Source organism: Dactylosporangium sp. NPDC000244 (assembly GCF_040300725.1).
Taxonomy (GTDB): Bacteria; Actinomycetota; Actinomycetes; order Mycobacteriales; family Micromonosporaceae; genus Dactylosporangium.
Genome location: NZ_JBEPEH010000004.1, coordinates 1 through 23,298 on the forward strand (window position 1 = coordinate 1; position 23,298 = coordinate 23,298).

Here is a 23,298-nt window from a genome sequence, read left to right on the forward strand (position 1 = left end):
CCCGGTTCGCGCCGCCCGGTTCGCGCCGCCCGGTTCGCGCCGCCCGGTTCGCGCCGCCCGGTTCGCGCCGCCCGGTTCGCGCCGCCCGGTTCGCGGCGCCCGCCCGCGCGAAAGGCGCCCGCCGGGCGCGCTCCGATCAGAGCGCGTCGAGGGCCTGGGTGAGGTCGGCGATGATGTCCTGCGGCTCCTCCAGGCCGACCGACAGCCGCAGCAGCGCCGGATCGATCCCGCCCGCGGTGCCGCCGTGCGTGAACAGCAGGCTCACCGGGTGCGTGATCAGCGTCTCGGTGCCGCCGAGGCTCACCGCGTTGAGCGCCAGCCGGGTTCCCTGCAACACACGCTGAGCGACCTCGGCCGAGGCGACCGTGAACGACAGCATGCCGCCGAACCCGCTCATCTGCCGCCGCGCGAGCTCGTGCTGCGGGTGGCTCGGCAGGCCCGGGTAGTGCACGGCGGCCACGGCCGGGTGGGCGGCCAGGGCCTCGGCGACCGCCTGGCCGTTGGCGTTGTGCCGGGCCATCCGCAGCGGGAACGTGCGCAGGCCGCGCGCGAGCAGCCAGGCCTCGAACGGGTGGCAGGTCGGGCCGAGCACGCGCGCGGTCTCCCAGGCGCGCTCGATGAGCCCGGCCCGGCCTGTGAGCACGCCGGCGGTGACGTCGCTGTGGCCGTTGAGGTACTTCGTCGCCGACTGCACCACGAGGTCCACGCCGAGGTCGAGGGGGCGGGTGTTGTACGGCGAGGAGAACGTGTTGTCGACCACGAACAGCGCGCCCGGCGCCGCGGCCCGCACCGCGGCCAGGTCCGTCAGCACCATCGCCGGGTTGCTCGGGGTCTCGGCGTAGACGAGGTCCGTGTGCTCGTCGACGGCGCTCGGCAGGTTCTCCTGCTGCACCAGGGAGACGTGAGCGCCGAAGGAGGGCAGCACGTCGCGCAGCAGCGTCAACGCCGCCGTGTAGTGGTTGGTCTGGGCGACGACCCGGGTGCCGGCCCGCACGTTCGACAGCAGCGCGGCGCTGACCGCGGCCATCCCGCTGCCCAGCAGCAGCGCCCGCTCGGCGCCGTCGAGGTCGGCAAGCATCGCCTCGGCCTCGGCGGCGTTCGGGGAGCCGTAGCGCGTGTAGTACCCGACCGGCGCCACCGCCTCCGCGATCTGCGCGGCCTCGGGGCCGCGGGGTAGCTCATAGGTGCTCGTCTGATAGACCGGTGTCGTCACCGGTGTGCCGCCCGGCCGCTCGGGGACGTCCGGGTGCAGCAGGCGGGTCATGCTCGGGCGGATCTCCATGGGCCCAGTATCGCCGCTTCCGAGATGCCCGATTTGCCACGAACGAGAGGGTTCTTCGTTATGTTGCCTCCATGCGACATAGACGGATCGGAGCGGTCGTCCTCGCCATCGCGCTGCTGGGTGTACCGCAGCCGGCATTCGCGGCCGACCAGCCCCAGACGACCGTGGTGCGGCCCGGCGACACGCTCTGGGGTCTCGCCCACCGCAACGGCACCACGGTGCAGGACCTGCAGCGCCTGAACAACCTCGGCACGTCCACCCTCATCCGCGTCGGCCAGACGCTCGTCCTGCACGACGACGCGGCCGCGATCCGGGCCCGCAAGACGGCGACGGCCATCGCCTACGCCAAGGCCCAGGTCGGCAAGCCCTACAAGTTCGCCACCGCCGGCCCCGACACGTTCGACTGCTCGGGCCTGGTGATGATGGCCTGGGAGGCGGCCGGCGTGCGGCTGCCCCGGGTCACGTACGACCAGATCAAGGTCGGCGAGCGGACCACCCGCGACCAGCTGGTCCCCGGTGACCTCGTGTTCACCAACAACGGCGGCCACGTCGAGCTCTACATCGGCGACGACCAGGTGGTCAACGCCGGGCACACCGGCGTCTCCGTGCACCTGCAGGACCTGCCCCGCGAGGAGCAGATCGTCGCCTACGTGCACCTCACCGACGTGTGACGAGGTCCTCGAGGAGCCCGGCGAAGGCCGACTCGGCGGCCCCGATCGACGGTCCGAGGGCGCCCAGCCCGGCCGGGACGATCGGCGGGAGGGCGTCGCGGCGCCAGGCCATCGCGGCTCGCCGTACCGCCGCGGAGAAGACGTCCCCGGCCGACGCCATCAGGTCCGCGCCCAGCCCGCCCAGGGTCACCACGGCCGGGTCCAGCGCGTTGAGCAGCGCCCCGACGCCCCGGCCGAACGCGTCGGCCGCCTCGTGCACGGCGGCCCGGGCGGCACCGTCCCCGGCCCTCGCCGCGGCCAGCACCGCGCCCGCGAAGGCCCGGGGGTCGGCCGGGGCGGGCCGGCCGAGCGCGCGGGCCATCGCCCGGCCGTCGACGGTCACGTCCCAGCACCCGCTCGCCCCGCACGGGCAGGCCAGCGCCGGATCGCCGAACGGCACGTGCCCGAACTCGGCGGCGCCCGGCGCCGGGGCGCCGTCGATGAGCACGACCCCGCCGACGCCGACCTCGACGGTCAGGTAGAGGGCGACCGCGTGGCCCCGGGCGGCCCCGCGCAGCGCCTCGGCCACCCCGGCGAGGGCCGCGTCGTTGCCGACGGTCAGCGGCAGCCCGCAGCCGAGGCCGGAGAGGTCGACGTCGCGCCAGTTGAGGGTCGCGGCCTGCACGACGGTCGTGCCGCGCACGGTCGCGGGGACGGAGACCGCGACGCCCACGATGCGCCCGGTGCGCTCGGTGCGCAGCGCCCGCACCGCGTCCGCGATCTCGCCCAGCACCGCGGCGGGGTCGCCGCCGTGGCGGTGCACGGGCGCGGGGGCCAGCGCGCCGCCGACGGCCGCGGTGGTGACCCGCCAGGTCGCGTGGGTGAGCTCGACCACGGCGACGAGCGGCCCCTCGGGGTGCGGGACGAGCACGGTGGTGGGCCGGCCGCGCCCGGCGCTGGGCGCGGCGACCTCGCCGAGCAGCCGGGCCGCGCGCAGGCGCCCCATGATCTCGGTGGCCGAGCCGCTGCTGAGGCCGAGCCGGGCGGCCGCCTCGGCCCGGGTCACTCCGGGATTCGCGTGGGCGAACCGCAGCAGGTCTAGGGCGGCGGGCATTCCTCGAATATACTCGACCTACGAGTTTATTTGGAGGACGGCATGCGATTCGCGGCGGTACTACTCGATATGGACGGCACCCTCGTCGACTCGGACGCGGCGGTCGAACGGGCATGGCTCATGTGGGCGAACGAGGCCGGCGTGCCGATCGAGCAGCTGCGCCCCCGCATGCACGGCGCCCCGGCCCCGACCACGATCCGCGCGGTGCGCCCGGACCTGTCCGAGGAGGAGGTGCAGGCGGCGTCGCGGCGGCAGCTCGAGCTGCAGTACGCCGACCTCGACGACGTCGTGCCCACCCCCGGCACGGCCCGGCTGCTGGTCGCGCTCAAGGAGCTGGAGCTGCCCTGGGCCGTGGTCACGAGCGCCGACCGCCGGCTGGCCTCGGCCCGGCTGGGCGCGGTCGGCATCGAGCCGCCGCTGCTCGTGACGGTCGAGGAGACCCCGCGGGGCAAGCCGCACCCGGACCCGTATCTCGCGGCCGCCGCCCGCCTCGGCGTCGACCCGGCCGCCTGCCTGGTGGTCGAGGACTCCCGGCCCGGCATCGACGCGGGCCACGCGGCGGGGTGCACGGTCGCGGCCCTGCGCGGCCTGGACGCGGACCTGCGCATCACGACGCTGGCGGACCTGGCCGACATCCTGATCCAGCAGTCGTAGCGTCCCCGCCGGCCGACCCGACGGGGGTGCCGGTGCGGGCGGCGCGGGCCGTGCCCCAGTCGTAGAGCGCCTGCAGCACCGGCGCGAGGCTGCGGCCCTCCCCGGTCAGGGCGTACTCCACGTGCGGCGGGTTCGTGCCCAGGTCGCGGCGGGCGACGAGGCCGTCGGCCTCCAGCTCGCGCAGGCACTGGGTCAGCATCTTCTCCGACACGTCCGGCATGCGGCGGCGCAGCTCGCCGTAGCGGTGCACGCCCTCCTTGAGGTGGGCCAGGATCACCGGGCGCCACTTGCCGCCGATGACGTCCACGGCCAGTTCGACCGGGCAGTGGTACCGCTTCACCGTGCTCCTCCCGAAGGCCACGCACCGAAAAGTGCGTACTTGTCGCCGTCCGCCGAACCGTGATCCCGTCGCGGTGTGACTCCGACACTCTACGAATGGGCGGGCGGCGAGGCGGCGCTCGAACGGCTCACCGACGTGTTCTACGACAGGGTGCTCGCCGACCCGGTGCTCGCGCCCGTGTTCGCGCACATGGACCCCGGGCACGCGCACTTCGTGGCGATGTGGCTCGGCGAGGTGCTCGGCGGGCCGGCCGCGTACACCGCGCGGCGCGGCGGCTACCCCCACATGCTCGGCAAGCATCTGGGCCGCGGCATCACCGAGGCCCAGCGGCGCCGCTGGCTCGGGCTCATGATGGACGCCGCCGACGAGGCGGGGCTGCCCGGCGATCCCGAGTTCCGGGCCGCGTTCGTCGGCTACCTGGAGTGGGGGACGCGGCTCGCGGTGAGCAACTCCCGGCCCGGTGCGGAACCGGTCCGCGAGGCACCGGTTCCGCGCTGGGGCTGGGGCGAGGCGCCGCCCTATCAGCCGTCGTGAGCCGCTACTGCCACGTCATGTCGAGCTGGTTCTGGTAGTTGACGTAGCCGGCCCGGGCGAACGCGCGCGCCATCGGCACGTTGCCGGCGTCGGTGCTGGCCCGGATCCGGGGAATGTCGTGCGCGGCCAGCACGCGGGTGCCCTCGGCGAGGATCGCGTCGACGTAGCCGTGGCCGCGATGCTCGGGCAGCACCGCGATGTAGGCGATGATCGGCCCGTAGTCGTTGCGCGCCGGGAAGACGAACCCGACGGGCTCGCCGTCGGGCCGGGTCGCGACGCGCCACCAGTCCTGCGGGCTCGAATATCGTTCGAGCTCGTCGTGGAAGTGCTCCTCGGCGACCGCGCGCGGGCTCATACGCTCGAGGCCGGCGCGGTGGTGCGCGTCGAGGGTGCCCGCGACGGCGCGGGTCATCAGGTCCAGCGCCTCCCCGGTGCCCGCGAAGCCGCGGAAGCGCAGCCGGCCTTCGTCGGGGCCTTCGTCGGGCGCGACCGGCGTGCCGGGCCGCCACTCGAGCCGGAGCCGTTCGACGAGCAGGCGCGCGCCGAGGTGCTCCAGGGCGGCCAGGCGCGGCTGTGCCGTCGCGTCCGCCTGACGCCAGTCCGGCGGCACGAACCGGATGTACTCGGGCGGGGCCGACCCGGCCGGCACGAGCCGTTCGAGCGCGGCGCGCACCAGCGCCTCCCCGGTCGCCGCGTGGCCGTCGGCGAAGTCGAAGAAGTCCATGAGCTGCGGCTCCGTGGCCCCCGGGCGCGCCCACCAGCCGGCGCGGGCGAGGACATCCCCGTCGCGCTCGGCGATCCAGAGCCACTCGGGCCGGCGGTTGCCGCGCTCGAGGTCGCCCGGCACCTCGCCGTCGAGCTCGTAGGTCAGGCGGAGGAACAGGGGTAGTTCAGCGGGCCCGGTGATCGGGCGGAAGGTGACGTGCATGTGTGACTGCTCCAATGCGTGGTGCACGGACTGCGGACATGACCGGCTCCTCCCTTCCGGCGATCACGTGTCGCCGCCGACCTTCCTACCGGCGCCGGCCCCGGCCCGCAACCGCATTTCGCCGAGCATCGCGTCGACCGAGCCGGCCGGGTCGGTGATCGGGAACTGCACCGCCCGCACCGCCCCGGCGGGGTCGAGCAGCAGCGTGAGCCGCTTGAGCCGGTCGGCGCCGGCGACCCGGAACGTGGGCAGGCGCAGCGCGGCCGCGAGCCGGACGTCCTGGTCGGACAGCAGCGGGAACGGCAGCCGCGCGTGCTCGGCGAAGGCCCGCAGCTGGTCGGGGCGCTGGGTGCTGATCCCGCGGATGTCCGCGCCGAGTTCACGGAAGGCGGGCTCCCGTTGGGCGTACGTCAGCGACTCCAGCGTGCACCCCGTGGCGCCCGGGATGTCGCCCCAGCCGGGCGGGTGCCCTCCGGCTCCGGGTGCGAAGGCGCCGGGGAAGCAGTACAGCACCGTCCAGTTCTTGCTGTGCAGCCCCGGCACCGGGTGGCCGACGAGGGCGTGGACCCGCCGCGCCTCGGCCTCGGTGCCGATCGCGTCCAGCGAGCCGTCGCCCATCACGTGCCGCGAGCCCCAGTCCTGCAGCGCGACGAGCACCGGCAGCAGCCCCTCGCCCTTGGGCGTGAGGACGTAGTCGTGGCGGGGCGGGTGCTGCGAGTACGGCCGCCGCCGCAGCACGCCGTGCTCGACCAGGGCGCCGAGCCGCTCGGTAAGGGCCCGCCGGCTCACGCCCAGCCCCTTCGCGAGCGCGTCGAAGCGGGTGGTCCCCCCGGCGATGTCCCGCACGATGAGGAACGTCCACCAGTCGCCCATGACGCCGAGCGCCTGCGCGATCCCGCAGTCGGCGTCGGCCAGATCCTCGTGCCGCACCCATGCAGTATAGTCAGTTCCAATTTGGAACCCACTGAGGAGTGCGCATGTTCTGGCGCTGGTGGTCGGCAGGTATGGCCAGTTCCGCGGGGTCCGCGATCAGCGCCGTGGCGCTGCCGCTCACCGCCCTCACGGTGCTCGACGCCACCCCGGTGCAGATGGGGCTCGTCGCCGCCGCCGGCTACGCGGCCTGGCTGCTCATCGGCATGCCCGCCGGCGTGCTCGTGCAGCGGCTGCCCCTGCGCGGCGCGCAGATCGCCATGGACGTGCTGCGCGCCGCGGCGGTCGCGTCGATCCCGGTCGCGTGGGCGTTCGGCGTGCTCACCATCGCCCAGCTCATCGCGGTCGCGCTCGTGGTGAGCCTCGCGACCGTCGTCTTCGGCGTGGCCAACGCGACGTTCCTGCCCGCGATCGTGCCCCGCGAGCAGCTGCAGTCCCGCAACAGCCTCACCTCGGCCACCGACGCGGTCGTGCAGCTCGGCGGCCCGTCGGCCGGCGGCCTGCTCGTGCAGTTGCTCGGGCCCGTGCCCACGCTGCTCGCCGACGCCGCGAGCTACATCGCCTCGGCCGCGTTCCTGCGCACGCTCCCGGCGCGGCGCACCCCCGCGCCGCAGGCCTGGCCGCCGATGCGCCGCATGATCGCCGAGGGCTGGCGCTTCGTGGCCCGCCACCCCGTGATGGGCCCGGGCATGTGGACCGCGACGGCCGTGAACTTCGTGTGCGGGGCGCAGCTGGCGCTGTTTCCGCTGTACCTCGTCCGGGTCCTGCACACCCCGCCCGGGCTCCTCGGCGTGCTGCTCGCCGCCGAGGGCGCCGGCACGCTGCTCGGCGCCGCCCTGACGTCCCGCGTCACGGCCCGCGCCGGTGCCGGGCGCGCCCTGATCCTGGCGTCCTTCGTCGCCGTACTGGGAGCCACGACCATTCCCATCGGCAGCGGCTGGGCCGCCTACCTCGCCTTCGCGCTGGGCAACATCGTCTTCGCCGGCGGCGTGGTGGTCCTGAGCGTCACGACGCGCACCTACCGCCAGCTCGCCACCCCGCCCGAGCTGCTGCCGCGGGTGGCCGCGACGGTCCGCTTCGTGTCGTGGGGCGCGATCCCGGTCGGCGGGCTGCTCGCGGGCCTCCTGGCGGACGCGACGAACGCCCGCACGGCCCTCTTCGCCGCCGCGGCGGCGACGGTCCTGGCCCCGCTCGCCCTGCTCGCGAGCGCCCGCATCCGCTCAGCTGGTCTGGATCCGCACGACGACCTCGGACTCGGTGACCTTCTGCACGGAGATGTCGAAGCCCTCCGCGGAGGTGCTGCCGTCGACGGGCACGCTGACGACCGTCCCGCCGACGTCGAGCTTGACCTGGCCGTTGTCGACCCCGACGAGCTTGACGTCGACGCCGAGCACCGAGGACTCGGCGTCGACCCCGCGGTCGAACGTGACCGTGCAGGCGCTCGTGGTGCAGTCGACGTTGTCGGTACTGCACGCGCCCGCCCCGAGCGCGAGCACGAACCCGGCGGCGAGCGCGGCGGACCTACGACCCAGCTTCGTAGCCATCATGCGGACCGAGTCTAGACGGCCCGCGCACGCACACCCCGGGCCCTCGCGCGCGGCGCCGGTCAGGTGGCCTGGCGGGTCGGCATGATGGTGACCTGCTGCAGGTTCACGTGCCTCGGCAGGGCCGCGGTGAAGGCGATGACCTCGGCGACGTCCTGCGGGGTCAGCCACTCGACGGTGTCGCGGGTGTCGTCGAGCCACTCGCGCGCGCCCGGGTCGGTGACGTGGTCCTGCAGCTCGGTCCCCACGATGCCGGGCTCGATCGCCGTGACGCGGACGTCCTTCGCGCCGAGCTCCACGCGCAGGTGGCGGGAGAGGTGCGTGATGAAGGCCTTCGTCGCGGCGTAGACGGCGAAGTTCGGGAAGATGTTCTCGGCCGCGATCGACGAGGTGTTCACGAGGTCGGCCCGGCGGCCCTCGGCCGCGGCGGACACGAGCTGCGGGACCACGGCGCCGATGGTGTGCATCGCGGCGGACACGTTCAGGTCGATCTGGCGCTGCCACTGGTCGGTGCGCAGCTGCTCGACCGGGGCCGGGAGCATCACGCCGGCGTTGTTGACGACCAGGTCGGCCGGGCCGAGCGTGGCGGCGGCCCGGTCGGCGGCGGCCGTCAGGGCGTCGGCGTCGGTGACGTCGACGGGCACGCCGAGCGCGGTACCGCCGGCCAGGGTGATCTCCCCGACGAGCTCGTCGAGGCGGTCCTGGCGGCGGGCGAGCAGGGCGACGCGAGCGCCGCGGTCTGCGAGCACGGTCGCGGTGGCCGCGCCGATGCCGCTGGACGCGCCGGTGACCAGCGCGACGCGGCCCTGCAGGGAGTCGTCGGTCATGCCCCCAGCGAACCCGTGGTGCGCCCCCGCCGCCCTCCCCCGCCCCGAAGGAGCCGCGGGGAGGCACGACCCGGCGGTGGTGTCACGGGTCCGCCAGCGACCGCAGCACCGCGCCGAGATGGTCGGCGGCCCCGCACAGCGCCTGGATCGCGTCGGCCGCGACGGGGCCCGTGGGCGGCGGCGCCGCCAGCAGCTCGGTCAGCACCCCGAGCGTCGTGGCCACCGCGTCGGCGACCGGGTCGGGGCGGCGGCCACGGCGGCGGGCCACGGTGTGCTGGACCCAGGCCAGGCGGGCCGTCTCCAGCCGCTCGACCCCGCCGGCGCCGGCCGCGGCCCGGTCCGCCGCCCAGTGCAGGTCCGCCCGGTCCTCGACGTCGAGGCCGGCGAGCGTCTCCAGCGACTCCTGCCGGTCGACGAGCGCGGCCGTGAGATGGGCGAGCAGATGCGCGCGGCGGCGGTCGGGGTCGAGGTCCTGCATGATGTACCGCGGATCCCCGGGAATGCCGAGCACGGTCATCGCCCGCAGCAGATCGTCGGTGCCAGGCAGGTCCATCGCGCCACCCTAGACCGGCCGGTCCGCGGCGGGCTGTGACGAATCCGGCAGTCCGCCGGAGCGGGCCGGCAACCGCCGCTCGTGGATCCTCACGCATCCGTCATCCGGCCCCACCGGGGCCGAAATCCGGCGAAACACCTGGTCGCGGCGCTGGCGGAGGGGCGTGCCGGACTCGGCGCGAGGTTGCCCTAGGCTGTGTCGAATTGGCGGCGGCGGGGCCTCCCGGTGACCCGATACATTCCCCTGCATAGGAGGTGGCACGGTGTCACAGAGTGCGAACGGGGACGACAACTTAGGCCGGCGCAACGCCTGGCTCTACTACCTGCTCGTCGGCGGTGTGGGCATCGTGCTGCTGCCGTTCACGGTGGCGCTGCACGCCGAGCTCTGGCCGCAGCTCGTCGCGATCCTGCTGCTGGCCGGCTCCTGCGTCGTCGGGTTCCTGACGAGCTGGCGCACCCGCAAGCCGCGCACGCTCGTGGTGCGCCCGGACGCGTTCGAGGCGCCGCCCGCGTACTTCCGGCTTGCCGTCAACGCCGCGGGCCTGCCGCCGATCGTGGGCATCCTGTGCAGCATCGTCTACGACGACGATGACTGGGGCGTGTTCACCTGGATGCTGTTCGCGGTGACGCTCGGCTTCGCCTATCTGATGGTGTACGCCCTCGTCATGCTCATCCGCGGCACCGGGCGCCTCGTCCTGCGCGCCGACGGGCTCAGCGTCGTCGACGCGACCACCACGCACGAGGTGCCGTGGGCGGCCATCATGTCCGGCCCGCTGCCGACGGTCTTCGGCGTCGGCCGGCTCGGCATCCTGTGGCCGGAGCTGGTGACCACGACCGGGTTCGGGCGCAAGAAGAACCTGCAGCGCATCCAGCTGCAGCTGCAGTCCAGCGCCGTGCACCGCGAGTTCCTGCACGACGCGGTCAACCACTACCTCAACCACCCCGAGGACCGCGGCTCGATCGGCACCGAGGAAGGGCTCACGCACCTCCTGGCGACGATGCCGGCCTAGGCGGCCATCCCGAGGGAGCGCAGGTGGCGGGCCTCCCGGGCGGAGCGGGCGAGGGCCTGGGTCGTGCGCGGGCCGGCGATCCCGTCGACGGCGAGCCCGGCGCGGGCCTGGAAGCGGCGCAGCGCCTGCGGCAGCTCGGCCTCGAACGCGCCGGGCCGGATCAGCCCGAGCTCCGCGAGCAGCGCCCGGACCTCGCGCGGATCGGCGGGCGGGACGGCCTCGTCGGTCGCGTTGACGGTGCCGGCGAGGGCGGCGCCGACGACGGTGAAGATGCGGCGAACGGTCATACGTCGAGTGTGTTGCGCAAACGTTCGGCAGGCGTCAGGGAAAACCCTGTCAACCGACCCTGAAAACGTCCGTCGTCAGGTCCAGCGCGGCGCGGACCGGGTCGCCCTGCCAGCGGCTCGGGAACGCCTCGCGCAGCGTCCAGCCGGCGCGCAGCAGGGCCCGCTGGCGTTCGAGGTGGGCCCGGTTGCCGTCCGGGTGCGGGGCGCAGACGAGGCCGTCGCCGTCCACCACGAGATCGACGGTCCAGTCCCCGACCCGGTAGGCGGAGTGGACCTCCCGCCCGGCCGCGGACAGCTCGGTGGCGAGGCGGGCGGCCCACGGTACCGCCGCCGGATCCGCGGCATCGAGGGCCGGGCGGGGGTCGCCGGCGTGGGCGAGGAAGTCCGCGATCAGGCCGCTGCCGCTCGTGAGGGAGGTGACCACGACCAGGCGGCGGCGCGCGCGGGTGGTCATGACGTTGAACAGGTTCGGCTCGGCGGCGAAGCGCAGCCGGGCCGGGGTGTCGCCGTCGACGAGGCCGAGCGAGACGACGACGGTGTCGGCCTCGCCGCCCTGGAACGCGTGCACGGTGCCGCAGCGCAGCCCGAGCCGCTCGATCTCCTCGGCCGTGAGCTCCTTGAGCAGCGCGGCCTCGATCGCGTCGGCCTGCGGGCGGAAGGGCGTGACGACGCCGATCCCGGTGCGCCCGGCGGCGGCCAGCCCGCGCACGGTCCCCAGCACCGCGTCGACCTCGGCCTGGTTGACGCCGTCGCGCACCGCGGCCCCGGCGACCCGCACGACGTCGATCGCGTCCTCGCGCTCGGCGGCCGGGGTGCGGGTCATGAGCGTGAGCCGGCCGTCGTAGAAGCGGCGCGCGGCGAACGCGATGAGGTGCGGGGCGCACCGGTAGTGCTCGCCGAGCCAGGTCGCCGGGGCGGCGCCGACGGCCACGTCGAAGGCGCTGGAGCGGCGCACGTCGATCCGGTCCGGCAGCCCGTGCTTCGCGAGGGTCGCGGCCACGTCGACGTCGGCGACGAACGACACGAACCGCAGCTGGCTCGGGTCGCCGGCGACGAGCGCCCGGCGGGCCCGGGCCAGCACGGGCGCGGCCCGGATCTGGTCGATGTGCGCGGCCTCGTCGAGGATGACGAGGTCGAACAGGCCGGGCACGGGCGGCAGCAGGTCCTCGACGTCGGCGACGGTGCCGACCCACAGCGGCAGCGCCTTGACGAGCGCCGGCCCGTCGAGCGCGGCGAGGGCCTCGCGGCGGCGGTTGCGCCCGGCCCGCAGCGCGGCCCCGAGCTCGGCGGTGCTGCCGCGGGCGGAGCGGCCCCACCGGTCGGCGGCGGCCGCGGCGTCGCGCATCGCGGACCCGACGGCGGCCCGCAGCCGGGCGTCGGCGTCCAGCAGCGCCGGCCAGACCGCGCCGAGGTCGGTCCCGCCCCGCACGGCGAGCGTGGCGGCGGCCCGGTCGGCCTCGACGGCGCCGAGCAGCTCGGCGAGCCGCCGCGGCTCGACACCGTAGCGGCGCCGCACGCGCCATTCGCGCAGAAGGCGGGACGCGAGGAGCCTTTTCGCCGCCGGTACGTCGAAATCGGCGCCGAACACCCGGGGCGCCTCGGCCCGCAGCCCGGCCAGCAGCGGCTCCCACACGGCCATCTCGGCGGCCTTGCGCTCCAGGTCCAGCGCCGCGCCGATCGCGTGCTCCAGGCGCTCGACGGTCTCGGCGGCCGCCCGCACCTCGGCCCGGCGCGCGTCCAGCTCCTTGCCGCCGACGCCCTCGGGCCGCCCGGACGTGAGCGCGTGGGCGAACCGGTCGCGCCGCTCGGCGTCGCCGAACAGCACCGGCTCGGCCCCCGGGAACCGCCCGAGCAGCCCCGCGAGCACCTCGGCGGCGTGACTGGCCTGGGTCGCGACGAGCACGGACCCGCCCCGGTGGACGGTGTCGAGCGCGGCCGCGACGACCGCGTGGCTCTTGCCGTTGCCGGGCGGCCCGGACACGACGACGACCCGCTCCCGGCGCACCCGGCGGACCACCTCGCGCTGGGCCCGGTTCAGCGGCAGCGGCGAGTACACGGCCTCGTCGGCGGCATCGTCCGGCCCGGCGCCGTCGCCGTACACCTGCGCGAGCGCGGTCCGCTCCAGCCCCGGCCGGGTCGACCAGGCCCGCAGGGTGTCCCGCAGGCCCGGCGTGGCGACGTCGCGGGCCACGTACAGCGCCGCGCCGGCCCGCCCGAGCAGCCGCGCGTCGGGCTTGAACCCGGCGGCGTCCGCGGCGGTCTCGATCCAGGCGCCGGTCCCGACGGCCGCGAGCCACGCCGCCGTCCCGATCCCGGGCGCCGACTCCAGCACCGCGGCGAGCCCGCGATCCCCGATGAGCGGCGTGACCTCGAGGTCCCCGGCGGAGGTGACCCGGTATCCGCGCAGCCGGCTCCCCGACCCCTCCAGCCGCACCGGCTCGAAGAGCAGCGGCAGCCGCACCGTGCGCGCGACCCCGTCGACGTCGGCGGTGCCGACCAGCCACGCCCAGCCCCGCCGCAGCAGCCGCTCCTCCCGGTGGAGCGAGTCGAGCGCGGCGAGGCGCTGCGCGGCCTTGCCGGCGGGCACCCGGTCGGGCTCGGTCAGCCAGAGCGGTGCCGGCGCCCCCTTGGCGACGTCGAGCACGCGGTCCCGGCCGGCCGGCGCGAGGTCGGCGAGCGCGGCGAGGACGCGGCTGGGCTCCATAGGAGCCCGATTCTGTCATGCACGTTCACGCGCTACGCATCCGTCGATGCCACGGCGTAGAGGTTCACGCGGGGTGTTCACCATCCGCCGCGGCACGAACGCGTTGATCGCCGACAGCGCCGCCCGCGTGCGCCGGGGCAGGGCGCGGCGCACGGAGCGGTCCGGGCGGCTCAGCGCGTACGACTCGCGCAGCGTCAGGCCCAGGCCCCAGCCCTCCGGCTCGCGCGGGTCCTCGCACGCCCACACGAGGCCGGCGGCCATGCGCTGCAGCGGGCCCCGCGGCCGGGCGACGATCCACGAGCCGTACGTGTCCAGCGCCACCCGGCCCCCCGGGAACCCCGCCGCGAGGTGCCCGAGCGCCGCGCGGACCTGGCCCGGCTCGAGGTACACGAGCACCCCCTCGGCCAGCAGCAGGTAGGGGCCGGGCGACTCCAGCACCGCGGGAACCCAGTCCGCCGACAGCACCGAGCCGGCCACCGTGCGCCGGCGGGGGCCGTCCGGCAGCAGGGCGCGGCGCAGCCCGGCGGCGTCCGGCAGGTCCACGAACACCCAGGAGGCGGTGCCGTTGTCGAGCCGGTCCGCCCGCGTGGTGAGCCCCGCGCCGAGCTCCACCACCGTCCCGTTCGGACACTCGGCGAGGAAGTCGCGCGTCCACGCGTCGTACGAGGACGAGCGCAGCACGTGGAACAGTGCCGTCAGGCCCGCGTGCCGCTCGAAGATGCCGAAGTCGTAGTCGATCGCCTCGACCAGCCGCCGGGCGGTCGCGTCGCCCGAGGTCGCGCGGGCGTGCAAGGTGATGAACATGGTCTGCTGGATCGCCCCGAGATCGGCCACGGCGGAAGCATAGACGGTGGCCTTCGTCGCATTTTGTCGGTTGAGTTGGGTTTATGTCAGGTCTCGGATTGACACCGCCCGGGGCCGCCCATAAGTTTCGAGCCACCATGACGCACCTCGGCGGATCATCGAAGCTGCTCAGGGCCATGAACGACGCGGCCGCCCTGAGTCATGTGCTGGAACGCGGGCCGCTGACCCGCGGGGAGCTGCGCGACCTCACCGGGCTGTCCAAGCCGACGATCTCCGAGGCGCTGCGCCGCCTGACGGAGGCGCGGCTGGTGAGCGTCGTCGGCTACGTCAGCGCCGGGCCGGGGCCCAACGCCGAGGTGTACGCGGTGAACCCGGACGCCGCCTACGCGGTGGCGCTGTCCGTGCGGTCGGTCCGCGACCCGGACAGCCACGGCACGCCCGCGGTCACCGCCGCCGTCACCGACCTCGCCGGCGCGGTCCGCGGCCGGCTGGAGTCGGCCGTCGACTTCACCGGCACCGACACCGTGGCCGTGGTCGCCGACATCGTCGACCAGGTGTGCAAGGAGGCCGGCGTCGCCCGCGACCCGGTCGCCCACGTGCAGATCGCCGTCGCCGGCTCCTACGACCAGCGCGTCGACGTCCTGCACCACGTGGACATCCCCGGCTGGGGCCGCTCGGGGCTGGTCGAGGACCTGCGCCGGCGCCTCGGCGTGACCGTCGGCGTCGACAACGACGTGAACCTGGCCGCCGTCGCCGAGCGGGCCCACGGCGCCGGGAGCGACGCGGAGAGCTTCACGCTGCTGTGGCTCGGCGAGGCGGGCCTGGGCCTGGCCATCGACCTCGGCGGCACCCTGCTGCGGGGCGCGCGGGGCGGGGCCGGCGAGATCGGATACATGCCGATCGGCGCGAGCACCGACTTCCAGACCCTCGTCGGCGGCGCCGCGGTCCTCGAGCTGGGCGCGGCCCACGGGTTCGCCGCCCCGACGGCCGCGGGCACCATGGCCGCCGTGGCCGCCCGGGCCGCCGACGGGGACCCGGCCGCGGCCGAGTTCGTCACCGTCCTCGCGGGCCGCATCGCGATTGGCCTCTCGGCCGTCGTCGCGGTGCTCGACCCGCCGCTGGTCGTCATCGGCGGCGAGGTCGGCCGGGCCGGCGGCGAGCTGCTCGGCGCCGCGGTGGCCGCGGCCCTGGCCGAGGCGGCCCCGCTGGACACCACCATCGCCACGACGCGGGTGCAGGACGACGCCGCCCTGCTGGGCGCCCAGGAGGCCGGCCGGGCCTCGGTGCGCGAGGCCCTGCTGGCCGACCTGAGCCGCCCGTAGCCCGCGGGTCAGTCGTCCTCGGACTTCTTCGGCTTACGCTTGCGGGCGGCGGCCCGCTTGCGCGGTTTCGGCGCCCCGGACGCCAGCTTCGTGTAGGTCAGCATGTTCGCCAGCCCGATACCGACCGCGGCGAACAGCACCTGGATGCCGAGCTCCCACCAGCTCCACTGGATCTTCCACACCTTGACGACGGCCTTGTCGTCGAGGTTGACGAGCTCGGCCACGAGCGTGCCCAGCAGCGCCGCGCCGACACCGATCAGGAACGTGATGAACACGCCGATCGACTGCCGGCCGGGGAGCACCAGCCGCCCGAGCACGCCGATGAGCAGGCCGATCGGGATGGCCACCCAGAAGTCGTTGATGTGCATGTTGGTCGCGCGCTCCCCTCGCGTGTCGGTCGAGACGGGACCGTACACGATTGCTTCGATGCGTTTTGCTCGGGCCCGCGTCACCTGCGGACCGTCGCTCCCGCCAGAAATCCCGGCCTCCGCGGCGGCACGGACGAGGACCGCACCGCCTCGAGCGGGAACCGCGGGCGCCCCTTGTGCCGGGGCACGCCGCGAGAGACGGTGGAATCGGGACAATCGGGAAGGAGGCGCGCCATGCTGCTGGAACACTGCCCGATCGTGGTCGGTGTGGACGGCTCGGCCGCAGCGCTGGGCGCCGTGCGCTGGGCCGCCGACGAGGCCGCGCGACAGCAACGCACGCTGCGGATCGTGCACGCGCTGAGCTGGAAGGGGCCCGCGGACGGCCAGGGCCTGGTGCTGGACGCGGCCACGGAGGCCAAGGGCTGGCAGCCGGGCATCGCGGTGGAGACCATGACCCTGGGCGGCTCCCCCGCGTGGATCCTGCGCCAGCAGTCCCGCACGGCCGCCCTGGTGGTCATCGGCGGCCGGGTCCACGACGGCAGCGTGCTGGACGCGTCGGTCAGCGCGCACCTGGCGTCCTTCGCCCACTGCCCCGTGCTCGTCATCAACAACGGCTGGCGCTGGGCCGACCCGACGACCGCGCTGCCGGCCCACGCCCCGGTCGTCGTCGGCGTCGACGGCTCCCCGTCGAGCCAGCGCGCCCTCGCGTTCGGCTACGGCGAGGCCGCCTCCCGCCATGTGCCCCTGCTCGCCGTCCACGCCGGCCGGGCCCGCCCGCACGAGGTCGTCGCCGCCGGGCTCGAGCCGTGGCTGTACCGCCACCCGGAGGTCGAGACCCACTTCGACAGCCGCGACACGGGCGTGCTGGAAACCCTGACGGAAGCGGCCCGTAACGCCCTCATGCTCGTCGTGGGCGCGCACCGGGTGGGCTGGTACGAGCAGCCCCGCCCGAACCCGGTGACCCAGCTCGTCGTCCACCACGCCGCCTCGCCGGTCCTGGTCACCCGCAGCGTCTAGAGCGGCGTCTAGAGCAGCGTCTAGACGGGCACCGGATCGGCCCCGCGGGCGCCGCCCGGGCGGCAGCGGGCCAGGCGTCGCGTGGCCAGCCAGACGCCCCGCACGGCGCCGTGGCGGGTGATGGCCTCGGCCGCGTAGTGCGAGCAGCTCGGCGTGAACCGGCAGCACGGCCGCGCCCGTTTGGCGGAGACCTCGGTCTGGTACCGCCGGATCGCCCCGACGAGCGGGCCCTCCGGCGACGCCGCCCGCCGCGGCGCCCGCGCCATCGTGAAGAGCATCGCCGGCAGCGACAGCAGCCCCACCATGAGGCAGGGCCCGTCGATCGCCTCGCCGATGCAGCAGCCCGCCTCGAGCAGGCAGGCATCGCGCAGGCAGCTGTTGCCGCCGCCGCGCCGGTAGCCGTAGTCGTCGTGATGCCGGTGCCGCCGGCGGGACCATCGTTCGCGCATGACTCCGTGATACCGCCCCGGCGCCACCCGTAGGGGAGCCCCCCGACGTCAGCTCGCGCTGGACTCCCGGGCCTCCTGGAACACGCCCGCGCCCGCCAGCTCCGAGATGACGTCGTTGAGGGTGTCGATCTCCGCGTCCGTGTTCGCCGCGGTCACCTGCACCCGGAAGCCGACCTGGTCGCGCGGCACGCCCGGGTAGGGCGCCAGCGTCACGAACAGCCCGCGCTCCCACAGCAGCTCGGACACGTCGACGAGGTCGCGGTCCAGCGCGATCGGCAGCTCGATGATCGGGGTGTCGTCGGTGTTGGGCGTGAACACCCCGAGCCCGCGCACGTGGTTGAGCACGCGCATCGACATCCGGTAGAGCTCGGCCCGCAGCTTGTCGCCGCGCTCCGCGTTCACGTCGAAGCCGGCGAGCACCGTGGCCAGCGAGGCGGTCGGGGACGGGCCGGAGTAGAGATACGGCGCCGCCGAGGCCTTGAGCCGGTTCTTGAGCGCCGCCGGCACCGCGAGGAAGGCCATGAGCGACGAGTACGCCTTCGAGAAGCCCCCGACGAGCACCACGTCGTCGTAGGACTCCCCGCAGTACCGGATGATGCTGTTCCCGGCGGTGCCGTAAGGGCTGGTCTCGTCGGCCGAGCGGCCGCCGATGACGCCGAAGCCGTGCGCGTCGTCGACGTAGAGCACGGCGCCGTGGGCCCGGCACAGGTCGAGGTATTCCCGCACGTCCGGGATGTTGCCGGTCATGCTGTTGACGCCGTCCATGCACACGAGCACCGGGCCGCCGGCCTTGGACGCCGCCGCGGCCGCCCCGGGCAGCAGCGACGCCAGCTCGTCCAGCGAGCGGAACCGCGAGAGCGTGGCGCCCTGGGCCCGGGCGAAGACGCAGCCGTCCCAGATGGTCTTGTGGGCCCGGGCGTCGATGAGGATCTGGCCCTGCTGGGCGAGCACCGGGATGACGGAGAGGTGGATCTGCGTGATGGTCGGCAGGACCAGGGCGTCCTCGGCCCCGAGCAGCGCGGCCAGCCGCTCCTCGATCTGCGGGTACAGCGCCGGGTTGCCCAGCATCCGCGACCACGACGGGTGCGTGCCCCAGCGGCGCAGCTGCTCCTCGACCGCCCCGATGATCTGCGGCTCCAGGTCGAAGCCGAGGTAGTTGCAGGAGGCCCAGTCGGTCAGCCAGTGCTCCCCGACGCGGATGCGCCGCCCGTCGATCTCGTCGATGACCGCGTCGTAGAATCGCGTCTCGGTGCGGAGGCGGGCGATGCCGCTGTACCGCGGGTCAAGGTCAACTTCGGTGGCCAGCTCTGAGGCGTGCACAAAATCCTCCGGGGTGTTTCAGGCCGCGGTTCGGCCTCCCCGTTGAGGCCCCGACGCATCGTCCGACAACCATTGACTCGCGTCACCGTAGCTCAGCGGCCTCGAGAACAAGTACCCCTGGCCGTGGTCACAACCCATCGTGACCAGCAGTTCGCGCTCCGCCGATGTCTCGATGCCCTCGGCGACGACCTGCAACTTGAGGATCCGGGCGAGCTGCACGATCATGTCCACGACCGCGTGCTGCTCGGCCGAGGAGACCACCGTGTCGATGAAGCTCTTGTCCAGCTTGAGCACGTCGACGGGGAGTCGCCGCAGGTAGGACAGCGACGAGAAGCCGGTGCCGAAGTCGTCGATGGCGATGCGCACCCCGGCCTGGCGCAGGGCCGCGAGCTCGGCCGCGACCTCGCCGTCGTCGTGCAGCAGCAGGCTCTCGGTCATCTCCAGCAGCAGCCCGCCCGGCGGCAGGCCCATCCGGTCGATCTCGGCGAGCACCCACTGGGCGAAGTCCGGCGCGCGGAACTGCCGGGCCGAGACGTTCACGGAGACATAGATCTCATCTTCGGGGTACGCGATCCGCCACTGCGCCGCGGCCGTGATGGCCTGGCTGAGCACCCAGGCGCCGAGCGGGACGATGAGCCCGCTCTCCTCGGCGACGGAGATGAACTCGTCCGGCGGGACCATGCCGCGGGTCGGATGGTCCCAGCGCACGAGGGCCTCGAAGCCGCGGGTGCGGTCGTCGGCGAGCGTGACGATGGGCTGGAAGTGCAGCAGGAAGGCCTCGCCGGCGATGGCCCGGTCGAGGTCGGCGCGCAGCTTGTGCCGCTCGACGACGGCGCTGTGCAGCGAGGACTCGAAGCGCCGCCAGCGGTCGCGGCCGGCGTCCTTGGCCACGTAGACGGCGAGGTCGGCGTGGCGCAGCAGCTCCTGGGCGCTCGCGGCCTCGGCGGTGGTGGACACGCCGATGCTGGCCGTGGCCGACACCGTGCCGTGGGCGAGCTCGAACGGCGCCTTGAAGCTCTGCAGCACCCGCTCCGCCACCCGCTCCACGTCGGCGGAGGTCCCGGCCCGGCGGACCAGGGCCGCGAACTCGTCGCCGCCGAGCCGCGCGACGGTGCCGGCCGCGCCGTAGGAGCCGTCGACGGCCCGCAGCGCCTCGGTCAGCCGCTGCCCGACCGCGACGAGCAGGGCGTCGCCGGCGCCGTGGCCGAAGGTGTCGTTGACCACCTTGAAGTCGTCGAGCTCGACGATGAGCACGCCGACCGTCGCGCCCGTCTCGGCGCCGGACGCGACCGCCTCCTGGACCCGGGTGAGGAAGACCTCGCGGTTCGGCAGGCCGGTGAGGGCGTCGAAGGTGGCGCGCTGGTACAGCTCCGCCTGCAGCCGGCTGCGCTCGGTCACGTCCCGCAGGGTCACCACGACCCCGCGCACGGTGGGCTCGCCGCGCAGGTCGCGGAAGGTCGCCTCGACCAGCGCGGGCCGCCCGTCGGGGCCGGTCACCTGCAGGTCCTGCCCGGGCCGGGCGCTGTCGGCGACGGGCGCGTCCACGGGGCGGCGGGGCAGGTCGGCGGGCAGCGGCGCGGGGCGGTGGACCGGCTCGGTGGCGCGGACCTCGGCCAGGCGCCGGGCGACCTCGGCCGCGCTCTCCTCGGCGAACGCCGTCGGCAGCGGGGTGCCGAGCAGGTCGGAGCCGAACAGCGCCCGCGCGGAGGGGCTGGCGTAGCCGACGAGGTCGCCGTCGCCGACGATGAGGATGACGTCGGCGGTGTTGAGCACGAGGGTGCGGAAGTACGCCTCGCTGTTGCGCCGCCCGACCTCATCGCCGAGCGCGATGCGCTCCAGGGCCATCGCGGCCTGGGTCGCGAGGATCTGCGCGGCCTCCTGCAGCCCGGCGAGCACCACCTCGTCGGCGGCCACGTACAGCGCCCGCTCGGCGGCCCGCCCGTCGGCCAGGGCCAGCGGGCAGCACAGGGCGACCTCGAAGCCGCCGAGCTCGGCGGCGAGCTCGGGGTCCAGCTCGGACAGGTACGGCATCGACACCTTCGGCCCGCGGGCGGGGCCGAGCGCGACGGCGTAGGAGCGTCCGGGCGGCAGCAGCTCGGCGACGGCGCCGCGGACGGTCCGGGCGACACCCCCGGCGTCGGTGGCCATGAGCAGCGCGGCACCGGCGCTGCGCAGGCGTCGCTCGCGCTGCACGGTGAGCCGCTGCGCGCGCACCGCCCGGCCCAGCCGCAGCAGGACCAGTCCGGACAGCAGCGCCGACACGGCGGCAATGGCGGCGGCGTCGCGCACCTGGCCTCCCCGCATCTCGACGAACAGCACGATCGGAGCGATGAACAATGACAGCCCGAGCAGCAGCAGGCGGCCGAGCCGCTCCTCGCCGCCGCGATGGACCTGGGGCTCGGTCAGCTGCCGCATCGAGGGATGCAGCGCGGCGACGCCCCACAGCACGTAGAACGCGGCCCAGCCGATGTCGATCGGGCCCCCGGTGTGCCAGCTGCCGGCGAGCTGGTGCAGACCGTAGCCGACGTCGGAGCTGAGCAGCCCGACACCGCCGAGGGCGAGCAGCGCCAGGGCGGCGTGGAACCGCACGGAGGCGATGAGCCGCGCGCCGACGAGCAGCACGACGATGTCGGCGAGCGGGTAGGCGATGGAGATGGTCCGGTCCAGCGTGGACAGGTTCGGATTGTCCACGTAGGGCCGGATCAGGAAGATGTACGACAGCAGGCCGAGCCCGGCCGTCAGCGTGACGGCGTCGAACAGGCCGCCGAGGTCGCGCCGGACCACGCCGAGGCGGTAGAGCCAGACCAGGGCCGCGGCGATGAGGACGTACATCGTGAGGTAGAACGCGTCCGCGAGCGACGGGAAGCCGGACTGGTGCAGCAGCCGGGTCAGCACGTCGGCGATGAGGTCGCCGGTGATGAAGCAGGCGACCGCGCCGGCCAGCAGCAGCCAGGGCGCCCGCTTGCGGGGCTTGTGCAGGTGCACGCCGAGCAGGATCGCGGCCACGCTCGAGCAGCCGATCGCGGACCACAGCACGGGATGGAGGCTGGGCAGCGCGAAGTTGGCGATCACCAGGACCGCCATCGCACCGGCGTAACCCGCCAGCACCCCGCGTGCCGACCCGCTCACTCTCTGCTGCTTTCGTTAGCGATCACCAGCCCCGCCCCGCGCGCTCGCGGCGAGGCAGACGCTACCCAGTTCGCTGCCGAATGAGGAGTACCTGGCAGGATCGTTCCGAGCGGCCCGCGCGACGCTTTTGACGCCATTTGCGCATTTGGCGGTTTAGATGGTACTGCCCAGTGCCCGTCATATCTACACCGTGCGATGACCCGTTTTACGCTGGGCAACCAAACGATCGGATTCATTCACGCAAACGTTCAGTGTCACTCGCAGTCATGCGCAGTCATTCGCGCTGTTCGCGTCTGACCATGGTGATTGAGAGGGCCGCGGTCAGGACGGCGACGCACCAGACCCCGCCGACGGCCCAGGCCCCGAACAGCAGCAGCGCCGAGAGCTCCGTGGCCAGGGCCGCGACCGAGGTGACCGTCGCCCGGGCGGCCCCGTCGATGACGGCCTGCAGGCGCGCGTCGGCGATGACGAGCACCAGGCGGTACAACCCGTAGAAACCGGCGACGAGGACAATCCCGGCCGGGCGGTCCAGCGCGGCCGCCCCGGCCAGCAGCAGCCCGGCGGCCAGCATCAGCCCCGCGAGTCCCCGGCCGGGCAGTCCCCCGGCGCGGGCGGCCAGCGCGGCCCCGGCGGCCCCGCCGAGCGTGATGACGAGGGTGGCGGCCGGGTTCAGGGCGGTGGGCACGCCCCAGCCGTGGGCGAGCAGCGGGAAGTACTCCTCGACTGCGTCGAGCCCGGCGAGCGCGGCGAGCACGAGGGCCGCGGCGCGCACGGCCGGGCGCCCGGCCGCCTCGCGCACGCCGTCGCGCAGGGTGGCGAAGTACCCGAGCCCGCCACCGTTCCCGGGTCCGCCACCGTCGCCGGCCCCGGGTCCGTCGCCGTCGCCGGCCCCGGGTCCGTCGCCGTCGCCGGCCACGGGTCCGCCCGCGGCCCCGCGGACCTCGGGCAGCCGCGCGGCGAGCGCGGACGCGGCCAGGCAGATGGCGACGCTGACCCAGCCGACGAGCGGGTAGCCGCCGAGCGGGAACAGCACCGCGGCGACCACGGCCGCCGGCACCTGCGCGACCAGCCCGGCCGCGGTGACCTGGCCGGAGACGCGCACGTACCGGCTCTCGTGCCCGGCCGCCAGCAGCCCGTCGTAGAGCAGCGCCTCGATCGACCCGCTCGCCAGCGCCCCGCCGAGGCCCCAGAGCACGAACCCGGCCGCGAACACGGCGAAGGAGGGCAGCGCAGTCCACAGCGCGAACCCGGCCGCCTGCAGCAGCCCGGCCGCGACCAGGTTGGCGCGGCGGGAGAAGCGATCGGCGAGGGCGCCGGTGGGCACCTCGGCGGCGATCCCGACCGCGGACCAGAGCGCGAACAGCAGCGAGATCTCGCCGCCGGACAGGCCGGTGTCGGTGAACAGCAGGGCGTACAGCGGATAGAGCGGAACGGCGTCGGACAGCAGCGCCCAGCCGACCCCGCGGCGGCTCAGGCGGCGGACGTCGGCGGGCAGGGGCTCCGGTGTTCTGCGTCAACCGAACGGCATGCCGC

Annotated in this window: 21 protein-coding genes and 1 pseudogene; 7 read left to right on the forward strand and 15 right to left on the reverse strand. The window is 74.7% G+C overall.

Annotated features, from left to right (window positions below):
* Positions 1–136 precede the first annotated feature (136 nt).
* Positions 137–1,282 (reverse strand): trans-sulfuration enzyme family protein, encoded by a 1,146-nt coding sequence (locus ABT369_RS06625; protein WP_350610699.1) that lies wholly within the window; start codon positions 1,280–1,282, stop codon positions 137–139.
* A gap of 71 nt (positions 1,283–1,353) precedes the next feature.
* On the opposite strand from ABT369_RS06625, the gene ABT369_RS06630 reads away from it, so the two are divergent.
* Positions 1,354–1,953: a C40 family peptidase gene (locus tag ABT369_RS06630; protein ID WP_350610700.1), complete on the forward strand. Its 600-nt coding sequence runs from the start codon at positions 1,354–1,356 to the stop codon at positions 1,951–1,953.
* On the opposite strand, the gene ABT369_RS06635 is transcribed toward ABT369_RS06630, so the two are convergent.
* Positions 1,940–3,046 (reverse strand): ROK family transcriptional regulator, encoded by a 1,107-nt coding sequence (locus tag ABT369_RS06635; RefSeq protein ID WP_350610701.1) that lies wholly within the window; start codon positions 3,044–3,046, stop codon positions 1,940–1,942. The genes ABT369_RS06630 and ABT369_RS06635 overlap by 14 nt on opposite strands.
* A gap of 42 nt (positions 3,047–3,088) precedes the next feature.
* Between ABT369_RS06635 and ABT369_RS06640 the strand changes: the two genes are divergently transcribed.
* Positions 3,089–3,700, forward strand: coding sequence for an HAD family hydrolase (locus tag ABT369_RS06640; RefSeq protein WP_350610702.1), 612 nt, complete (start codon positions 3,089–3,091; stop codon positions 3,698–3,700).
* On the opposite strand, the gene ABT369_RS06645 is transcribed toward ABT369_RS06640, so the two are convergent.
* Positions 3,654–4,061, reverse strand: a complete 408-nt coding sequence (locus ABT369_RS06645; protein ID WP_350610703.1) for a winged helix-turn-helix transcriptional regulator — start codon at positions 4,059–4,061, stop codon at positions 3,654–3,656. The two genes, ABT369_RS06640 and ABT369_RS06645, sit on opposite strands and share 47 nt — an antisense overlap.
* 54 nt (positions 4,062–4,115) lie before the next feature.
* Between ABT369_RS06645 and ABT369_RS06650 the strand changes: the two genes are divergently transcribed.
* Positions 4,116–4,574 carry a group II truncated hemoglobin gene (locus ABT369_RS06650; protein WP_350610704.1) on the forward strand — a complete coding sequence of 153 codons (459 nt, stop codon included), beginning with the start codon at positions 4,116–4,118 and terminating at the stop codon, positions 4,572–4,574.
* A gap of 4 nt (positions 4,575–4,578) precedes the next feature.
* Here the strand turns inward: ABT369_RS06650 and ABT369_RS06655 are convergent, their stop codons facing one another.
* Together ABT369_RS06655 and ABT369_RS06660 are read right to left on the reverse strand one after the other, a co-directional pair.
* A complete protein-coding gene (locus ABT369_RS06655) occupies positions 4,579–5,502 on the reverse strand; it encodes a GNAT family N-acetyltransferase (protein WP_350610705.1) in 924 nt (307 codons plus the stop codon).
* A 63-nt stretch (positions 5,503–5,565) separates the two neighbouring features.
* Entirely contained in the window at positions 5,566–6,375 is an 810-nt protein-coding gene (locus ABT369_RS06660) for a winged helix-turn-helix transcriptional regulator (protein ID WP_502891715.1), read from the reverse strand.
* A gap of 104 nt (positions 6,376–6,479) precedes the next feature.
* Between ABT369_RS06660 and ABT369_RS06665 the strand changes: the two are divergent.
* Positions 6,480–7,640: pseudogene (locus tag ABT369_RS06665) on the forward strand (MFS transporter); the annotation flags it as partial.
* A gap of 398 nt (positions 7,641–8,038) precedes the next feature.
* Here ABT369_RS06665 and ABT369_RS06670 read toward each other — a convergent pair.
* Positions 8,039–8,803, reverse strand: coding sequence for an SDR family oxidoreductase (locus ABT369_RS06670; RefSeq protein ID WP_350610707.1), 765 nt, complete (start codon positions 8,801–8,803; stop codon positions 8,039–8,041).
* A gap of 82 nt (positions 8,804–8,885) precedes the next feature.
* Positions 8,886–9,356, reverse strand: coding sequence for a hypothetical protein (locus ABT369_RS06675; protein ID WP_350610708.1), 471 nt, complete (start codon positions 9,354–9,356; stop codon positions 8,886–8,888).
* 262 nt (positions 9,357–9,618) lie between these two features.
* Between ABT369_RS06675 and ABT369_RS06680 the strand changes: the two genes are divergently transcribed.
* Positions 9,619–10,365 (forward strand): hypothetical protein, encoded by a 747-nt coding sequence (locus tag ABT369_RS06680; protein WP_350610709.1) that lies wholly within the window; start codon positions 9,619–9,621, stop codon positions 10,363–10,365.
* Here the strand turns inward: ABT369_RS06680 and ABT369_RS06685 are convergent.
* From ABT369_RS06685 to ABT369_RS06695, 3 genes are read right to left on the reverse strand one after another with little or no spacing between them, the layout of a single operon-like run.
* Entirely contained in the window at positions 10,362–10,652 is a 291-nt protein-coding gene (locus ABT369_RS06685) for a peptidoglycan-binding protein (RefSeq protein ID WP_350610710.1), read from the reverse strand. The two genes, ABT369_RS06680 and ABT369_RS06685, sit on opposite strands and share 4 nt — an antisense overlap.
* A 49-nt stretch (positions 10,653–10,701) precedes the next feature.
* On the reverse strand, positions 10,702–13,356 hold the full coding sequence (locus ABT369_RS06690; RefSeq protein ID WP_350610711.1) for a DEAD/DEAH box helicase: 2,655 nt from the start codon (positions 13,354–13,356) through the stop codon (positions 10,702–10,704).
* A gap of 15 nt (positions 13,357–13,371) precedes the next feature.
* Entirely contained in the window at positions 13,372–14,190 is an 819-nt protein-coding gene (locus ABT369_RS06695; RefSeq protein ID WP_350610712.1) for a class I SAM-dependent methyltransferase, read from the reverse strand.
* A 146-nt stretch (positions 14,191–14,336) separates the two neighbouring features.
* On the opposite strand from ABT369_RS06695, the gene ABT369_RS06700 reads away from it, so the two are divergent.
* Positions 14,337–15,482 (forward strand): ROK family transcriptional regulator, encoded by a 1,146-nt coding sequence (locus ABT369_RS06700; protein WP_350610713.1) that lies wholly within the window; start codon positions 14,337–14,339, stop codon positions 15,480–15,482.
* Positions 15,483–15,490: 8 nt separating this feature from the next.
* Here the strand turns inward: ABT369_RS06700 and ABT369_RS06705 are convergent, their stop codons facing one another.
* On the reverse strand, positions 15,491–15,898 hold the full coding sequence (locus ABT369_RS06705; protein ID WP_350610714.1) for a hypothetical protein: 408 nt from the start codon (positions 15,896–15,898) through the stop codon (positions 15,491–15,493).
* A gap of 186 nt (positions 15,899–16,084) precedes the next feature.
* On the opposite strand from ABT369_RS06705, the gene ABT369_RS06710 reads away from it, so the two are divergent.
* Positions 16,085–16,867: a universal stress protein gene (locus tag ABT369_RS06710; RefSeq protein WP_350610715.1), complete on the forward strand. Its 783-nt coding sequence runs from the start codon at positions 16,085–16,087 to the stop codon at positions 16,865–16,867.
* Between the two features lie 20 nt (positions 16,868–16,887).
* Here the strand turns inward: ABT369_RS06710 and yidD are convergent, their stop codons facing one another.
* The 4 genes from yidD to ABT369_RS06730 all read right to left on the reverse strand — a co-directional run bounded on the left by yidD (position 16,888) and on the right by ABT369_RS06730 (position 23,260).
* On the reverse strand, positions 16,888–17,316 hold the full coding sequence (gene yidD, locus ABT369_RS06715) for a membrane protein insertion efficiency factor YidD (RefSeq protein ID WP_350610716.1): 429 nt from the start codon (positions 17,314–17,316) through the stop codon (positions 16,888–16,890).
* A gap of 48 nt (positions 17,317–17,364) precedes the next feature.
* Positions 17,365–18,636 (reverse strand): aminotransferase class I/II-fold pyridoxal phosphate-dependent enzyme, encoded by a 1,272-nt coding sequence (locus tag ABT369_RS06720; protein ID WP_350610717.1) that lies wholly within the window; start codon positions 18,634–18,636, stop codon positions 17,365–17,367.
* Positions 18,637–18,654: 18 nt separating this feature from the next.
* Positions 18,655–21,765 (reverse strand): putative bifunctional diguanylate cyclase/phosphodiesterase, encoded by a 3,111-nt coding sequence (locus ABT369_RS06725; protein WP_350610718.1) that lies wholly within the window; start codon positions 21,763–21,765, stop codon positions 18,655–18,657.
* Between the two features lie 274 nt (positions 21,766–22,039).
* Entirely contained in the window at positions 22,040–23,260 is a 1,221-nt protein-coding gene (locus tag ABT369_RS06730; RefSeq protein ID WP_350611061.1) for an MFS transporter, read from the reverse strand.
* Positions 23,261–23,298 lie beyond the last annotated feature (38 nt).

Bases quoted from the DNA above. Each gene is read 5' to 3' on its own strand.
- ABT369_RS06640 (WP_350610702.1), top strand. From the start codon at position 3,089: ATGCGATTCGCGGCGGTACTACTCGATATGGACGGCACCCTCGTCGAC.
- ABT369_RS06690 (WP_350610711.1), bottom strand. From the start codon at position 13,356: ATGGAGCCCAGCCGCGTCCTCGCCGCGCTCGCCGACCTCGCGCCGGCC.
- ABT369_RS06630 (WP_350610700.1), top strand. From the start codon at position 1,354: ATGCGACATAGACGGATCGGAGCGGTCGTCCTCGCCATCGCGCTGCTG.
- ABT369_RS06625 (WP_350610699.1), bottom strand. From the start codon at position 1,282: ATGGAGATCCGCCCGAGCATGACCCGCCTGCTGCACCCGGACGTCCCC.
- yidD (WP_350610716.1), bottom strand. From the start codon at position 17,316: ATGCGCGAACGATGGTCCCGCCGGCGGCACCGGCATCACGACGACTAC.
- ABT369_RS06675 (WP_350610708.1), bottom strand. From the start codon at position 9,356: ATGGACCTGCCTGGCACCGACGATCTGCTGCGGGCGATGACCGTGCTC.
- ABT369_RS06670 (WP_350610707.1), bottom strand. From the start codon at position 8,803: ATGACCGACGACTCCCTGCAGGGCCGCGTCGCGCTGGTCACCGGCGCG.
- ABT369_RS06635 (WP_350610701.1), bottom strand. From the start codon at position 3,046: ATGCCCGCCGCCCTAGACCTGCTGCGGTTCGCCCACGCGAATCCCGGA.
- ABT369_RS06660 (WP_502891715.1), bottom strand. From the start codon at position 6,375: ATGGGCGACTGGTGGACGTTCCTCATCGTGCGGGACATCGCCGGGGGG.
- ABT369_RS06685 (WP_350610710.1), bottom strand. From the start codon at position 10,652: ATGACCGTTCGCCGCATCTTCACCGTCGTCGGCGCCGCCCTCGCCGGC.
- ABT369_RS06700 (WP_350610713.1), top strand. From the start codon at position 14,337: ATGAACGACGCGGCCGCCCTGAGTCATGTGCTGGAACGCGGGCCGCTG.
- ABT369_RS06655 (WP_350610705.1), bottom strand. From the start codon at position 5,502: ATGCACGTCACCTTCCGCCCGATCACCGGGCCCGCTGAACTACCCCTG.
- ABT369_RS06710 (WP_350610715.1), top strand. From the start codon at position 16,085: ATGCTGCTGGAACACTGCCCGATCGTGGTCGGTGTGGACGGCTCGGCC.